At 54.7% G+C, this 14339-nt stretch carries 16 protein-coding genes; 10 read left to right on the plus strand and 6 right to left on the minus strand.

Annotated features, from left to right (window positions below; translation table 11 throughout):
• Positions 1–53 precede the first annotated feature (53 nt).
• Positions 54–383, minus strand: coding sequence for an Lrp/AsnC family transcriptional regulator (locus tag ACR0AG_RS20940; protein WP_480842402.1), 330 nt, complete (start codon positions 381–383; stop codon positions 54–56).
• Between the two features lie 266 nt (positions 384–649).
• Between ACR0AG_RS20940 and ACR0AG_RS20945 the strand changes: the two genes are divergently transcribed.
• On the plus strand, positions 650–1330 hold the full coding sequence (locus ACR0AG_RS20945) for an AzlC family ABC transporter permease (RefSeq protein WP_480842404.1): 681 nt from the start codon (positions 650–652) through the stop codon (positions 1328–1330).
• The gene (locus ACR0AG_RS20950) at positions 1327–1623 is read left to right on the plus strand and encodes an AzlD domain-containing protein (protein WP_480842406.1); all 297 of its coding nucleotides are present in this window, start codon (positions 1327–1329) and stop codon (positions 1621–1623) included. Before ACR0AG_RS20945 ends, ACR0AG_RS20950 begins: the two co-directional genes overlap by 4 nt.
• A 205-nt stretch (positions 1624–1828) precedes the next feature.
• Here the strand turns inward: ACR0AG_RS20950 and ACR0AG_RS20955 are convergent, their stop codons facing one another.
• Positions 1829–2668: an MOSC domain-containing protein gene (locus ACR0AG_RS20955; RefSeq protein ID WP_480842408.1), complete on the minus strand. Its 840-nt coding sequence runs from the start codon at positions 2666–2668 to the stop codon at positions 1829–1831.
• Positions 2669–2721: 53 nt separating this feature from the next.
• Entirely contained in the window at positions 2722–3012 is a 291-nt protein-coding gene (locus ACR0AG_RS20960) for a DUF1330 domain-containing protein (protein ID WP_480842410.1), read from the minus strand.
• A 228-nt stretch (positions 3013–3240) separates the two neighbouring features.
• Here ACR0AG_RS20960 and ACR0AG_RS20965 point away from each other — a divergent pair, with 228 nt between their 5' ends.
• Together ACR0AG_RS20965 and ACR0AG_RS20970 are read left to right on the plus strand one after the other, a co-directional pair.
• A complete protein-coding gene (locus ACR0AG_RS20965) occupies positions 3241–4134 on the plus strand; it encodes a LysR family transcriptional regulator (RefSeq protein WP_480842412.1) in 894 nt (297 codons plus the stop codon).
• Positions 4135–4967: 833 nt separating this feature from the next.
• Positions 4968–5471: a hypothetical protein gene (locus ACR0AG_RS20970; RefSeq protein WP_480842414.1), complete on the plus strand. Its 504-nt coding sequence runs from the start codon at positions 4968–4970 to the stop codon at positions 5469–5471.
• Here ACR0AG_RS20970 and ACR0AG_RS20975 read toward each other — a convergent pair.
• A complete protein-coding gene (locus ACR0AG_RS20975; protein WP_480842417.1) occupies positions 5413–6999 on the minus strand; it encodes a winged helix-turn-helix domain-containing protein in 1587 nt (528 codons plus the stop codon). The genes ACR0AG_RS20970 and ACR0AG_RS20975 overlap by 59 nt on opposite strands.
• A 149-nt stretch (positions 7000–7148) precedes the next feature.
• Here ACR0AG_RS20975 and ACR0AG_RS20980 point away from each other — a divergent pair, with 149 nt between their 5' ends.
• The 5 genes from ACR0AG_RS20980 to ACR0AG_RS21000 all read left to right on the plus strand — a co-directional run bounded on the left by ACR0AG_RS20980 (position 7149) and on the right by ACR0AG_RS21000 (position 11679).
• The gene (locus ACR0AG_RS20980; protein ID WP_480473177.1) at positions 7149–8138 is read left to right on the plus strand and encodes a homocysteine S-methyltransferase family protein; all 990 of its coding nucleotides are present in this window, start codon (positions 7149–7151) and stop codon (positions 8136–8138) included.
• Between the two features lie 322 nt (positions 8139–8460).
• Positions 8461–9138 (plus strand): hypothetical protein, encoded by a 678-nt coding sequence (locus ACR0AG_RS20985; protein WP_480473175.1) that lies wholly within the window; start codon positions 8461–8463, stop codon positions 9136–9138.
• A 61-nt stretch (positions 9139–9199) separates the two neighbouring features.
• Positions 9200–9808 (plus strand): GNAT family N-acetyltransferase, encoded by a 609-nt coding sequence (locus tag ACR0AG_RS20990; protein WP_480842419.1) that lies wholly within the window; start codon positions 9200–9202, stop codon positions 9806–9808.
• Between the two features lie 27 nt (positions 9809–9835).
• Entirely contained in the window at positions 9836–10153 is a 318-nt protein-coding gene (locus ACR0AG_RS20995; RefSeq protein WP_480842421.1) for a hypothetical protein, read from the plus strand.
• A 140-nt stretch (positions 10154–10293) separates the two neighbouring features.
• On the plus strand, positions 10294–11679 hold the full coding sequence (locus ACR0AG_RS21000; protein ID WP_480842423.1) for a cytochrome-c peroxidase: 1386 nt from the start codon (positions 10294–10296) through the stop codon (positions 11677–11679).
• Positions 11680–12078: 399 nt separating this feature from the next.
• On the opposite strand, the gene ACR0AG_RS21005 is transcribed toward ACR0AG_RS21000, so the two are convergent.
• A complete protein-coding gene (locus ACR0AG_RS21005; protein ID WP_480842425.1) occupies positions 12079–12291 on the minus strand; it encodes a hypothetical protein in 213 nt (70 codons plus the stop codon).
• 88 nt (positions 12292–12379) lie between these two features.
• On the opposite strand from ACR0AG_RS21005, the gene ACR0AG_RS21010 reads away from it, so the two are divergent.
• Complete coding sequence (locus tag ACR0AG_RS21010; RefSeq protein WP_480842427.1) at positions 12380–13285, plus strand: LysR family transcriptional regulator; 906 nt, start codon at positions 12380–12382, stop codon at positions 13283–13285.
• Positions 13286–13531: 246 nt separating this feature from the next.
• Here the strand turns inward: ACR0AG_RS21010 and ACR0AG_RS21015 are convergent, their stop codons facing one another.
• A complete protein-coding gene (locus ACR0AG_RS21015; protein WP_480842429.1) occupies positions 13532–14257 on the minus strand; it encodes a gamma-glutamylcyclotransferase in 726 nt (241 codons plus the stop codon).
• Positions 14258–14339: the final 82 nt, after the last annotated feature.

Here is a 14339-nt window from a genome sequence, read left to right on the forward strand (position 1 = left end):
TAGCGAAAGCCCTTCAGGCGCGGCATGCGGGATGAAATGTTCATTCATCGCCTTTAGTCGTCGTCGAAACGCCAGGCAACTTGGCAATACCTTCTGTTCACAGTCGGGCTTTTTCGAAGGTAGCGACAGAATTCATCCATTGTTTTTGGATTGTGCCCTTCGATTGAAAGCAGGACTACAATGACCAGGGGGCGATCTTCTAGCTTTGGCGAAACAATTGCAACTTCGCGCTCGATCGCGCCAATTTTCCGCAACCGCTGCACCCGACGCAGACAAGCGGCCGGAGATAAGCCGACATCGCCGGAAAGCTGATCGCCAGTCCGACGACTGTCCACCTTCATAAGCGCAAGAATGCGCCTGTCGAATTCATCAACTTCTTCCATAGTCCGACACCCAATAAACAGCTCTACTGCGGAAATCTCGCAGAGATCGCGAGTGGATGCGAGATTTTAGTGCGACGGCAGCGCGTTTTACGAGTTCGCCGCTTGGGCAATTGTTAGGTCTTGTTTGCGAAAACGAAGGAGGCAAACCGGATGAGTGTTGGAACAAAATGCAATCCGCCCAAAGTTCGAGACCGGGATAAACGGACTTTTTTTGTACTTTTGCGGCTATGGCTCACCAAGCTTTGCGCCGTTGCAGGCGTTCGCACATGATACGCGGCGCGATTGCCATTCTGCCGCTTGCACTGGCTGCATCGTTCTACGGATTCGCATTCGGTATTCTGGCCGCACAAGCAGGTTTCACCTGGTGGAGTGTGGGCGTACTTAGTGCTTCCGTATATGCGGGATCATCGCAGATCGTCGCCGTCGAACAGTTTTCCACGACCGGCTCGGTTATTGCAGCAACCATCGCGGGGGCGGCGCTTAATCTGCGCTATGTCGCAATTGTTGCTTCTCTGTCAGAGGTGCTGGACGGTCTTTCCATCAAACAAAAACTACTCGCCATCCATCTGGTCAGTGATGAAAACTGGGCACTGACGATGGCGCAACGAGAAAGATCACCCGATGTTGGAGCGGCATTTCTTTATGGTTCTGGCCTCGTCATGATAGGTGTATGGGTCTTGTCCACCACCATGGGCGCCGCGGTCGGGAACGCTCTGCCTGGTCTGGAGCGCTACGGAATTGGTTTTGCGTTTACGGCTGCATTTATAGCGATGACTTATGGTCTCTGGCAAAGAAAGTCTCAGTTACTGCCATGGTTTACCGCGGCAGTATTCGCCTTGGGAACCTGCAGTACTGGCGTCTCTTCCGCGTTTGGAATTTTGGCCGGTGCCTTCGCAGGATTAGTCGCAATTTATCTGCAGAAAGTTCTGCAGGAGGAGCACCCATGACCTCGGTTCATTTGTATCTTATCGGATTTCTGGCGATAGCGACGATAATGGTCAGATTATCAGGGCTCGTTGCCGGCCAATGGATTCGACGGTCCAAGCATACCTGGATTCTGAAGGAGCTTCCTGGGTTGATCCTTGTCAGTCTGATTGCGGTGTCTCTTGCAAATGAGTCTGTGGTTGGCTGGATCTCGGCGATGGCGGCTCTTGCAGCAACCTATTTCACGAACAACGTCGTCATGGCGATGTTGTTTGGCGTGTTGGCTTTCAATGGCGTCGGCGTGTTCATCGGCTAAAGTTTGGACCAACCTTTCAGACGAAGGCCGCGAGAAAGCCTCGCGATAAACCTTTGGCCAAGGTCCGCATTGGGCCGCTCGTTTCGGCACGAACTTTACTGACTTATAAGTTGCTACGGGTTCTTCAAAATTGGCAAATTGCCCAGACTAGTTATGACTCAACGGGCATCAATTGTTCCCTTCGCCCAGCTGATTGTCACTCACTTCAACTACAGGTTTCGGGCGTAATGCTGCCGCCTTGTCTTATCTCTCCATCCTCCAGGATATCGGCTCTTAAGCCGCCACGATGAACAAGACCTCGGAGCATGCCGGGCGGCGTCGTTCTTTGCAGCCATGCGCACGGTTCCGCCAGCCGAGATCCCTGGCACAGGATGCCGCCAACCCGAAAGCGTTGACCCATTAAGGCATTTAGATCGATACCGCGCGTCACAATGTTCCTTCGAGCGTCCACGGCTGACATCTCGACATCGTGTTCCGATGCCAAAAACTCTATTGCTTCTGCTTCAATGAGCGTGAGAGCCTGACCCCAACGGCCTTCGCTCTGGAAGTGTCCCTTTCCGAGTGCGTAGCGGTCGCCGTCAATGCCGACGCCTGCAATAAGGCGCGCCGATGACAGCAATTCTCCGGGTGCGCCGGAGTCTGCAAACCGGAAAATTGCTTCGATGGTCCCTTGCTTTTCATCGCGGCTGGGCAGAGCCAATGCAGGGGGGGCGATGACCCAACCCTCCAAGACATCTCCACATCCACTCATGATTCCTTCTGGCACCCAGGCCACACCGGATGGCGTACCCGCCATCACAACATACCCATCACCGCCCTCAAGTCGCCCGATCCACCATCCGGCCCATTGAAAACAATCGGGCGCACGGACAGGGATCAGAGCAAGGTTTTGAGCGGCCAGCCAGTAACCGATTTTCTCTAGCCCAAGGTCATCGGGCGCAGCGGGAATTTCGTTCAAATCAGCGCCCAGAATTTGGGCCAAACAATCCGAAAAAGACTTGTTTTCGGAGGACCGGATAGAGGATGGGAAAGCTGTCTTTTTCATAGCTGAAGATATCCAAACTTAGATCGTAAACGACGAAAAACTCCGAGCCAGCATCAGGAAACACCTTCCGCGATCAGAAAATCTGCATCTGCATTTGCCTGCCTAATGGCGCGCGCAGCGCTGTATTCGGGAGAGTTATAGCATGCCAATGCCGTTTCGAAGTCCTTGAACTCAACCACCACATTTCGGTCACGTGAGGCACCTTCAAGGGCGACGTATCGACCTCCACGCACGTGGAATTTTGCATCGAACTTTTCAAAAGCCTCTCGCGCGGCTTCAAGATACTCGGGATACTCACTGTTGTTGTGTACGGCTACCCGCACAATCCAATACCCTTTTGGCATTTTTGTTCCTCTTTTGATTTAATGTATTATGTCGCTTGCGGGGGCGATCATGGGGACGTCTGCATTGGGTGAAATGTGGATTTGGCTTTCCAGGACATGTGCGGGGTCTTGGTTGTCCATTTCGTTCTCCTGAAACTCGAGATGTGGCTTTCAGTGCGTTTAATGCAGTGGTGCCATCGACAAAAACGAGTTATTCTGATCTAAAAGATCGATTTCGGAGATGGATAGATGGAGCTTTCCGATTTGCGGGTTCTTCGCGCGGTCGTGCACGAGGGCGGCGTAACACGCGCTGCAGAGCGTCTGGGTCGCGTGCAATCCGCAGTTACAAGCCGCATCCAGCAACTTGAGGGTCGATTGGAGACGACGCTCTTTATCCGACAAGGTCGTAAGATGGTTCTTACCCCGGCTGGCAAGATTCTGATGGAGTATGCCGAGCGACTTCTGGCGCTGGCTGAAGAAGCAGAGGACGCACTGCATTCGGACAAGCCAACAGGCGTCCTGCGTATCGGATCGATGGAAAGCACCGCGGCGGTTCGCCTCCCCGGACCGCTTGCTACGTTCTCCGAACGTTTTCCCAGTGTGATTCTGGAGATGCAGACGGGCAATCCTGTCATGCTTCTCGATGCTTTGATGCAAGGTGAGATCGACGCTGCCTTTGTCGCGGAGCCTGTTCCGGAGAAGCGATTTGACCAGATGACCGCTTTCACGGAAACGCCGGTCCTTGTGACGTCGGATACACATGCACCGATTGGAGGTAAGAATGGCTGCCCTCGAACAGTATTGGTTTTTGAGCATGGATGCCCCCACCGCAAGCTTCTTGAGCAATGGTATGCGCAACAAGCAGATGTTGCTGAGCGCACAATCCAAATGGGTTCTTATCATGCCATGCTGGGCTGCGTACTGGCTGGAATGGGTGCGGCACTCGTTCCGTACAGCGTCATTGATACCTTTCCATCGGCTCGTAGGCTGCGGGTCACGCATCTGCCGGAAGGGAGCAACACGTTGCGAACAAAGCTGGCGTGGCCGAAGGGTAGATTGTCGCCCAATGTCGCAGCGCTAAAAAGTGCCGTCAAAGATCATTGCGACCAAGCCCGAAACTTGGAGCAACAAACAGACTGTTGAGACGAGAATGGCTACGGAGATGTTTGGCCATCTTTGCGAACTCACACCGCTACGGCGCTCTGAGCCGCGCAATCGCCGAGGGTTTGATCGATAGAAGACACTTGACCGAGATAGACGCGCTCACCGGCGTTGTGCCGAAATTAATAGGCAAAACAACGATAGCGTGCTTGTCAGGTTTGGGAATTCAGGACTTAACTACCGTCAATACGTTTTGTAGCAAATTACAATCTGTTTCAGACAGCAAAGAACGCAGTTTCAAGTAGTTATTCTGAGGTCTAATACCGCTGGCGTGCTGATCGGGAGAAACCATGCGGAAAACCATTGTGCGCCCTGAGTTGTTGGTTATCGTATTTGGGGCGGTTCTGTTAAATACTGTTCCAATTTGGGTAGGTAGTTTGGCTCGGGCTCACGTACTCACCGACACTGCCTCGGGACTTCATGCAAGTTTGCTCTTGCTCTCCGCTGCCAGCACATGTGCTGGCTTCATACCTTTTCTGAATGAGCGGTTTTCAACGGTATTGGCGTTTCTCGCGCTAGTGACCCTCTCGGCCGGAGCCCACCTTTCTGTATTCGTGGCGACGGTAGCATGTGGGGCTCTTGGTCTGGCACTAGGCGCTCTCAGTCGGGGGGCACTTAGTTGCGTGTCCCAGGACCCACGACGGGTGCGTCAGTTGAGTGTCGCTCTGACTATCGGGCTTGGTTTGTCCCTTTGCGTCTACCTTGTTGAGCCGTTGCTTCGGGTTGGTCCATTTCCGGTTTTGACGGTTCTTGCAGTCATCCTCTTTGTACCGCGATGTGAAGTTTCCAAATCGCGCCTGCCAATCCGATCCGAGATGGTTCTTTCCGGCACCACACTTCGAATGGTCCCGTTTTTCGTGATGATGGGGGCCTATTGGACGTTTCTGGAGCTTTTTGGACAAACCATCGGTTCGGCCGAGGCGATGTCATACTGGCTCTTGGGGAGTTTGGTAGCGAGCGCCGTTGGATCGTGGATCGCTGGAGTGGTTCCAGTGTTTGGGACAAGAATTTTGCGCGACGTGTCCTTGTTGGCGGCGGGGATTTCCGGCGCTGCAAGCTACGTGACATCCGACATGCTCGCACTGGGACTCATGATCCTTGCAAACGGTTTTGCGTTGTTTCTGTTCTTTCCGCTTTACCTTGGCCTGGCGGGCGCGCGGGCGACAGAGGCAATGGCAATTTACCTTTTGGGTTTTGCCTTCGGTGGCGTCGCAGGGGCGCTGATCATTTCGCTCGGAGGATACACTCTGCTTGCCGCGACTATTCTTGTTGCTGCGTTTGCGGCATTGTCACGATCGCCTTTTCGTCGGGAAGACTGACTATGAGCCCTGCCTTGCGCCATCCTTCAAAAGCCTTGTTGACCAATGGCCCTGTGAAATGATTAAAGACCATTTCTTCGGGAACGTGATCTTCGAAGTCCGGCAATATCCCCAGCAGTGCGTCGCGTGCGGCCTCCGCCTCTCTCAGATTGCCTAGTTCCGCGTGAAACCATGCGAGGTGTGCATGGTACCAGGGGAATCCGTCCATCGGGACTTTTTCGATCTCCAGAAGCGCGGCCTGCCAGAAATCGCCAAGGGCAAATCGCCAGGCATGGGCATAGTGATACCAGCCGGGGTGAATGGGGCTTAGGTCAATCGCTTGATCAAGCAAAGGAATTGCGCGGTCAAAATCACCCAAAAAGGCATGGCAATGCCCGATTTCGGCGAGGATATCGGCATGTCCCGGATTAAGTTTGAGGGCCGTGTCTGCGGACGCTCGAAAGCCCGGAAGATCGTGTGTGTGGAACTGGCAAAGCGCCAACACCATACGGGCGAACCCGCTTTGAGGATCGCAAGCGACCCCCCGCTGCGCTGCTGCCAAGGCCTGGTGTGGGGCGTCGATACCGGGACGTTCGTTCAGGTGATACCGCCGTTCTTCCAGCAGAACATGCGCATACGCGGCCCAACCGTCGGACGAGCCTTGATCGACTTGCAGCAGCACTGGCAAAGTATTGCGAAGTTCCAAGTGTAGCTGCGGGTCGTAGGTTTTATAGAACTCATAGAACTTTGCGACCGCCGCGTAGACGTCCCAGGTTTTCGATTGCCCAGTGACCGCTCGCTGCCGGATGCGGTAGCCGAGATCACCGTGCTGGGACCCGACGCGACCGGCGGTCAACAGTCCAATCTCGTTCTGCAATTCAAAGATGTCCTGCGGCTGCGCGGTTCGGTCAAATTGCTCGATCAGGGCAATCTCACCCGAATAGGCGTCGCTGACTTGAATGGTCACCCGCAGTCGCTCAGAGGATCGGCGCAAACTGCCTTCCAGGATAAAATCGACGCCATAATATTCAGCAATTCTTGCGTGATCCATCCGGTTTTCATGAATGTGCAGGCCGGTGAGTTGCGACAAGACGCGCAGATTACGGAACCGTGTCAGGTTTGAAGTGATTTCTTCGCTGAACCCGTCGGCGATTTGTTGGTCGTCTTCTTGCGCACTGAGGCTGCGAAAAGGCAAGACGATCATGCAGGGCAACTGCGATCGCGCATTCGCGCCACAGGCGATGGGTTTGGCGACTTCGGACAGCCGAAATCCGACCCCATGCACGGTCTTGATCACTCTTTGAACATTGCCTGAGTCCCCGACGGCACGCCGTGCCTCTTTGATCGCCGTCGAGAGTGTTGCATCCGTGATGATACGCCCGTTCCAGACTTGCTCGATCAATTCGTCCTTGCTTACGATTTCTCCGCCCGCCGCGTGCAGCGCGCGCAATATACCGAGAGTTTGACGGGTAAGCGCCGCCGTGTGACCGCCCCTGAGGGTCGTCATCTGATCAAAGTCGATCTCGGTATCAGCGATCATGATTCTCATGGCCGGGCTAGAATCCTCTAACTTCTTACCGAATAAAAGCACGATCTCAGGAAATTCTCAGACTTCTCTCAAGCTCTGCGTGTCAACGCAGCGTAGGTCCACTCTCAACACCTTGTCGCGATTCAACGATGCGTTTTGGAGAGTAGACCATGAAATACCGCAGTGCTTTGCCGCAATTGAACGGTACACAGATGATCACTGATGGCGGACTTGAGACGACCCTGATCTTTCACGAAGGCATCGATTTGCCTTTGTTCGCTGCCTTTACTGCGCTCGACACCGATAAAGGTGTGGCGACGATGGACGCCTATATGGAACGTCACGCACGGATCGCCCTTGCCGAGCAGCGTGGATTTCTAATGGACACGCCAACCTGGCGTGCCAGTGCCCGATGGGCGGCTGAACTTGGTGTATCGCATGACGAACTTCGCGCAGTGCATCGTGAAGCCGTTTGCGCGCTCAGGGCCTTGCGGGAACGGCTAGAGCAACCTGAAACGAGCCCATTCGTCATAAACGGGGTAATCGGCCCGCAAGATGATGGATACGCGCCCGCACGCCTGCTGACCGAGGATCAGGCGGAAGCCTACCACGGCGTTCAGATCGGCTGGTTCTATGAGTTTGGGGCGGACATGGTGTCTGCCATAACCGTGACCTACTCCGAAGAGGCCATCGGCATCGCCCGAGCGGCCAAGGCGAAGGCCATGCCGCTTGCAATCGCCTTTACGGTGGAAACCGACGGCAAACTTCCCTCCGGTGAGACGTTGAAGGATGCCATCGCGCGGGTTGATGCTGCCACGGACGCAGCACCGGCCTACTACATGATTAATTGTGCGCATCCGGATCACTTCGCGCACGTCCTTCACGGGGATTGGACGGCGCGCATCAGGGGAATCCGGGCGAACGCTTCGCGCCTGAGCCATGAAGAGCTCGACTCAGCTGATACGCTTGATGATGGAGACCCAATTGAACTTGGTGCGCTCTATGCGGGCCTCGACGTCCTATTGCCCAACTTGACGGTAGTCGGTGGCTGCTGTGGCACTGACCATCGGCATATCGCGGCCATCTGCGAAGCGCTTGGCACATCGGATCACGCAAATCGCAGTCAAAATCGCATCGAAGGAAAGAAACATGCCAGCTGATACGACCTTTACGACCTCTTGGGCGTTGCCCCCGTGTCGGCGCGGTGGCTTATCGTCGGCCATTCTTCAAGTACGCAAAGCGCTGCGAGCGCGTTGGCGTCAACGTCAGATGGGATCCTTGGTCGACTATCTGGATGATCACCTGCGGTCTGACATCGGGTTGCCGCCGCAAGGTCGGCGGGAAATGCCCAACCTAGAATTTCCGCGGCTCTGAAGATCTCGCGTGAATCAAGAACGACCGACCGGTGCAGAAACCGGACGGCGCCACAGGCGTTACCTGCGCCCATTTCCAACCTCAACCGCTATTTAAAAGGAGACCAAAATGAAACCGAACAACCTTCTGATCGCCACAGCGATCGCCCTTGCGCCCGGGTTTGCAAATGCCGAGATGCTGTCGGCCTTTGACGTGGCAGAGGACCACACACGCATCTTCATGGCGGCCCAGCCCGTCCATGAAAACGGAATGCCCGCTCATGGCAATGCCTTTGTCAGCCAAGGTTACATCTACCCGGAAGGCACGCTTGCCGATGGGACGGTAGGCGTTCTCGAGGACGGCAGCCCAGCATTCCCGGATCTCGTTCTTGGCACATGGACTTGTGATGGGTACTTCGTCGGCGAAGGTGGGAATGCCACCACCGGTGTCTGGATCATCAGCCGTCAGACCTTTGCGTTCGACGACGGCGCAACGGTCGTCACCCAAGGCACCGAAATTGCAGATATCGGTCAGCCCAACCTGCGTCCGGTGACCGGGACAACCGGCGACTATGCGGGAATTGATGGTGGCCTGATCCAAACGACGCTGGGCTTCACCGATTTCTGGGGACTGAGTGCAACATATGCGTTCGAACAGCCTGTTGAGGCTGCGGCTGGCGCACAAGACGCAGCTTACGAAAAAGGAGACGAGCGACCGTTGCCCATCGACGAGCATGACCACCTGGAGTGGGATTCCGGTGTGCCGGTAGGACCAATCTCTGAAGCGCACTTTGCCCCGTCAACATAAACTTCGATCAGTTGGCGAGCCACTTACTGGCTCGCCCCTATCTCTCCTTTGAGGCTTAGAAATGAATATCCAGACACCTCCTCCTATTCGCCAGGCAGAACCTTCGGACGCTGAAAGCATGGCCAAGCTGATCAATCTTGCGGGTGAAGGCATCCCGAACTGGCTCTGGACCCGCGCCTGTGTCGAAGGGCAAACGCCCCTCGAGATCGGCATCGAACGAGCCAAGCGCAAGATCGGTGGGTTTTCCTACACGAATGCGTTGATCGCTGAGCCACATGGATATCCTGTTGGCATGGTGTTGAGCTACGCAATTACCGAAGTGCCAGCGGATAATCCTGATGATCTACCGGCACCGATAGCACCATTTGTTGCACTCGAAAAGCAGTCGGAGAACACATGGTTCATCAACGCCTTGGCCGTATTCGCCGAAGGACGGAACCAAGGCATTGGTACGCGATTGTTGGCGGCAGCCGAAGATCAGGGGCGCGCAAACGGATTCGAAAAGATGAGTATTCAGGTCTATGCGCAGAACACCGGAGCAGTGCGGCTTTATGAACGGCTAGGGTACGATCGCGTTGCAAGTGAACCCGTGCGTCTGCATCCAAGTCCGCCCTACTACACAGGCAATGTACTTCTGTTGATGAAATCCCTCACAGTCCACGTTGCGTGAAGCAGCAACGTTCCGAAGGAAACAACAATGACGTCCTATTGGTTCGTTCTTTCTGCGGCCGGTGCCAGCTTCACTTTGGGCAGCGTACTGCTCAAACAGTTTGCTGACACGGGTGCCGGTTTTGTCCTGCTGATCGCCATTGTCGTACTTGGGCTTGGCAATTTGGCCTATTTTCGACTGCTAGCGCACGGGCTTGGGCAAGGTGCAGTCATGTCCAACATGAGTCAGGTCATCGCGCTTTCTGTACTTGGCGTGCTTCTTTTTGGCGAGCGCCTTGGGTTGCCGCAATTGGCTGGATTGGGGCTGGCCATCGTCAGCATCTGGCTCTTTTCCCAACCGCGTTGAATTTTTGTGAGGTATCAAAAGTGAACAATCGACCTCAATCCCTCTTGGTATTTGCCGCGCTTGCTGGCGGCCTGTTTATTGCAGTTCTGGCTTCAGCATCTAGCGAAGAGACTCAGACTGCTATTTCCCTTCCCTCGCCGTTGACGGACCTAGACTTTCTTTATGACGGTGCGCCCGAGCCACCCCTCGTGGAGCTCGGACGCAACCTCTTTTTTGATCCGATCCTGTCGGGCAATCGCAACATATCATGTGGTACCTGCCATGATCCCGCGCTCGGATCGGGCGACGGCTTGGCACTTGGCATCGGAGAAGGTGGCTCAGGAGCAGGACCAAAGCGCGTGGCCGTTGACCCGGTCACTGGGCGGGTGCCCCGCAACGCGCAGCCGCTTTGGAACATAGGCGCGCGAAGCTATGTCTCGCTGTTTCACGACGGGCGTGTGGAAGCGTTGAACCCAGCCGATCCCACAGGCACCATCCGTAATCCCGCAGGGTCGGATTTACCCAAGGACCTATCCGGCCCCTTGGCGGCACAGGCATTCTTCCCCGTGACTTCACCGATTGAAATGGCCGGGCAGTACGGCGAGAACCTGATCGCCAACGCCGCCCATCACGAAGATAGGCCACAGATCTGGGAAAACCTAGCGCAGAGGGTTGCGAATGTTGCTGAGTACCTAGAGATGATCCGCGCTGCATTTCCCGAGATCACGGGTGCCGAGGATGTTGATTATTCTCATATCGCAGAAGCACTGGCGGCGTTCCAAACGACTGCGTTCCGATCTGATGAAAGCCCTTTCGATACGGTTTTGCGAACTGGGAATTTGTCGCTGCTAACGCCGGATGCGCAAGCTGGTCTTAGACTTTTCTACGGCGCTGCAGGTTGCGCAAACTGCCATAGCGGCCCGTTACTGACCGATCATCGGTTCCATGCCATCGCCGTCCCGCAAATCGGACCGGGCAAAGGGCATGGAGGAGATATGACCTATCTGCAAAAGACCGGTTTACCGGGCCGGACAGAAGATGAAGGCAGGTTCCGAGTGACTGGTGATCCCGCAGATCTGTTTGCCTTTCGGACGCCATCCTTGCGCAATGTGTTTTTGACCGGACCGTGGGGCCACAGCGGCGCGTTTGCTTCGCTTGAAGACATGGTGCGGCACCATATTGATCCCAAGGAAAGCTTTGCCGACTTCGATCCCATGGATGTGTCTCTGCCAAATCTTGACCACGTGCAGCGCCTTGTTTCTCGCGGTTCGGCGCTTGAATTCGGACCACTGGAAGATACACGCCGTGATGCTTTCGATCTGCGGGACGGATGGGTGATGAGTTCACCCGCATTGCGCGACCGCATTGTCGCGGCAAATTCGTTGGATCCTGTTGTCTTGAACGATGAAGAAGTCCGCCAGCTTGTCGCGTTCCTTCATAGCCTTACCGATCCAACTTTCCTGAACCGAGGTGAGATGGTCCCGACCGATCTGCCGTCCGGTTTGCAACCGCAACCACGAGCCCAAATTCACCCAACTCGACACTGAGGCGTTGCGAGATTCTGAGCGGCACATTCCATTCGTCGGTGCCGCTCTGCTTTTGGCTCCGCTCAAAAAACCATTAATCGCAGTTCGCGATCCAATGCCGAATGACAGATAAGTCCGCAATCTGTGAATTCGTCCAATTACAAATTTTGCAGGCGCGGCGAATGACCGGAATGCGGGCGCAAATGCAGAAATTCGGCACCGTGTCGAGTGACCGGTATGGGCCGGGCTTACCAGTGGAAACCGTTCCTTGGTTATAGGATGTTACGCTGCCTCTTAAGTCCAATGGGGAGCCCAAATTGACTGAAGTCGCTCGACGGACTTATGTCTGCCTTAGATTAAGTGAGCCCAGAGTTGCCAAGTCCTTCAGGCAAGCATTCACCGCTCCAGAGCCCAACTGCATTAGAAATTGCGGGGGTATTGGCTCATCATCACCATGATCCCGAGGTCGTTCTGCAAGGCTTCGGGATTGCACGCGATCACTTCGCGCAGAAAAGCGCGCTCTGCATAGGCTGCTTCATGTTCTGGCACTTTGCTTTCAGTAGATGTGGCGTCGGTCGTTGTGATGGCCACTTTCAACACGGACAGATTGAATGTCGGGAACGTTAGTGTCATTGGGTGATCCTTTCATGGGTGTTGCACTCAGCTTAAGGATCGACTTATCGGGGTGGTATCCGCTCTGGCATTGTGCTGTTCTACGAAAATGAAGAGCGTTTTCCAGAGCCTTTCGGACGTGCGTGTTTTCCTTTCGGTTATACGTGAAGGTTCCACGCTTGGTGCTTCCAAGACGCTTGGGATGGCACAACCTACTGTCGCCAGACGGATAGAAGCGCTGGAACACACACTAAATTTGGTTCTGTTTGAACGGAGTACACAGGGCTTTCGGCCAACCCAAGATGCTTTGGCATTGGTTGAGAGCGCTGAAGCGGTCGAACAGGCAGCCAAAAGTCTGGATGTGCTGGCCGACCGATTGGCCTCTGCCAAGTCTTGCACAATTCGAGTTACGGCCGTGACAGATGCCTTTAACCCAAGGCTTTCTGCAATTCTCGAATCCTTCGTGGACAACTACGGACGAAACGTAAAGTTCGAGCTGATCCCCAGTGATGAGTCCGTCGACATTTCCGGTGGCGACGTTGATGTTGCAATTAGATGGACAAATAAGAAGATAGATGATCCATCATTGATTTGTCGGAAGCTAGCGTCGGTTAGCCTTTCGCTGTTTGCCTCAAAATCCTATGCGGCGAAATCTGATCTTCCGAAATCGGAAACAAGTATGGGTGGTCACAAATATCTGGTTTGGGGCGGTAAACTTGCCGACGATGCAATGAATCAATGGTTGCTTGAGCGTATTGAGCCCGAACAGGTCGCCATGACGTGTCAGGATTTCAAATCGATGGAGACCGCAGTTCAAATGGGTGCTGGTATCGGCATGCTTCTGACGCGTTTCATGAAAACCGACGAAACACTCGTCCAGTGTTTTGAGTTACCGGAAAGTCTGGCGTCATCGGTTTGGTTGTTGGTGAATCCTTCCTCCTACCGCCGCCCTGAAGTTAGGGCGTTCACGGCATTCTTTGCTCCGCGATACAGTGGCATAATCCGGGACACGTAGGCTTGGTATCTTTAACTACGGTAATTGGTTCTCAGGCAGCACAAAGCTGCTCTCGTCCGCTCTCTTGACCTGCGAGGTCCTGCGCATCTCGCCATTGCCGAGAATGGCCGAATTGTTAAAGGCTGAAGCGCGCCTTGGCACAGTGTGACATAAGGCTACGATGGACCGTCCTTGTTTTGGCGGTGCTGCCTGGAACGGACAACTAGTGTGATCGATTTAATGAGAGCGGTGAGCTCCAATCGCCTTTTATCGATACACACTGACCCGTTCGAGCAATCGGCGCATTTCGTGGTCTTCAATGTCCAGTTCGTTCAAGTGGCTGACGAGGGAACGGAGGTAGTCGAAGTTCGAGCCAAGACCGCCTTCGGCTACTGCGATCATCTTCGCCGCCTCTTCTTGATCGAGGTGCGGCACATAGCGACGGTTGCTGCGATCCATAACGAATACCAGGGCCTCCACCGAACCTTGCGGTGTATCGACCTCAAGGAAACGCGGTTCATATGCACCGGCAAACATTTCGCGATGCCACAGAAACTTAGTTTCCTGATCTACTAGGCCCGCTGTTATTCTGAAGACAACGCCATCACATTGACCGCCTTCATCCAAAGCGGCCATCAACCCCGGACGGTCGTGGCTGCCACGCCCGCCTTCCAACCGCATACAGAAGCTACGGTGCCAGCCCTGAAGAAGGCCGCGCCGGTATTCCGTTACATGCACGGCTGGGTCCCAGATGAGCGAGCCATAGGCAAACACCCAAAGGTCCGTCTTCAAGCGGCCGGCGAGTATCTTTTGCCGATTGGCCTCACGGTCTTCGTGGTCCATGCGCCACCCCGGCGGCCAACCTTCTTCCAGCGCTTGTTCGTCAAGTTCAGCGAAACGTTCGTAGCCGAACCGCATCTCGGACGTATCCGGTGGCGTAATTCTTCCACGCAAAGCGGGCGCATGTCGAAATACATGATCTGGAAACGGCATTGAACGCTCCTGAAGGAAAATTTGGCTAGAAGCGACCATAAGACCGTCCAAACAAGGTAGGAAGATCTGAATGGCTTGAAAA

Source organism: Ruegeria sp. H6, assembly GCF_056532975.1.

What these genes read in the sequence shown, in the direction of transcription:
- ACR0AG_RS20940 (WP_480842402.1), bottom strand. Translation starts at nt 383, where the DNA reads ATGGAAGAAGTTGATGAATTCGACAGGCGCATTCTTGCGCTTATGAAG.
- ACR0AG_RS20945 (WP_480842404.1), top strand. Translation starts at nt 650, where the DNA reads ATGATACGCGGCGCGATTGCCATTCTGCCGCTTGCACTGGCTGCATCG.
- ACR0AG_RS20950 (WP_480842406.1), top strand. Translation starts at nt 1,327, where the DNA reads ATGACCTCGGTTCATTTGTATCTTATCGGATTTCTGGCGATAGCGACG.
- ACR0AG_RS20955 (WP_480842408.1), bottom strand. Translation starts at nt 2,668, where the DNA reads ATGAAAAAGACAGCTTTCCCATCCTCTATCCGGTCCTCCGAAAACAAG.
- ACR0AG_RS20960 (WP_480842410.1), bottom strand. Translation starts at nt 3,012, where the DNA reads ATGCCAAAAGGGTATTGGATTGTGCGGGTAGCCGTACACAACAACAGT.
- ACR0AG_RS20965 (WP_480842412.1), top strand. Translation starts at nt 3,241, where the DNA reads ATGGAGCTTTCCGATTTGCGGGTTCTTCGCGCGGTCGTGCACGAGGGC.
- ACR0AG_RS20970 (WP_480842414.1), top strand. Translation starts at nt 4,968, where the DNA reads ATGGTTCTTTCCGGCACCACACTTCGAATGGTCCCGTTTTTCGTGATG.
- ACR0AG_RS20975 (WP_480842417.1), bottom strand. Translation starts at nt 6,999, where the DNA reads ATGAGAATCATGATCGCTGATACCGAGATCGACTTTGATCAGATGACG.
- ACR0AG_RS20980 (WP_480473177.1), top strand. Translation starts at nt 7,149, where the DNA reads ATGAAATACCGCAGTGCTTTGCCGCAATTGAACGGTACACAGATGATC.
- ACR0AG_RS20985 (WP_480473175.1), top strand. Translation starts at nt 8,461, where the DNA reads ATGAAACCGAACAACCTTCTGATCGCCACAGCGATCGCCCTTGCGCCC.
- ACR0AG_RS20990 (WP_480842419.1), top strand. Translation starts at nt 9,200, where the DNA reads ATGAATATCCAGACACCTCCTCCTATTCGCCAGGCAGAACCTTCGGAC.
- ACR0AG_RS20995 (WP_480842421.1), top strand. Translation starts at nt 9,836, where the DNA reads ATGACGTCCTATTGGTTCGTTCTTTCTGCGGCCGGTGCCAGCTTCACT.
- ACR0AG_RS21005 (WP_480842425.1), bottom strand. Translation starts at nt 12,291, where the DNA reads ATGACACTAACGTTCCCGACATTCAATCTGTCCGTGTTGAAAGTGGCC.
- ACR0AG_RS21010 (WP_480842427.1), top strand. Translation starts at nt 12,380, where the DNA reads ATGAAGAGCGTTTTCCAGAGCCTTTCGGACGTGCGTGTTTTCCTTTCG.
- ACR0AG_RS21015 (WP_480842429.1), bottom strand. Translation starts at nt 14,257, where the DNA reads ATGCCGTTTCCAGATCATGTATTTCGACATGCGCCCGCTTTGCGTGGA.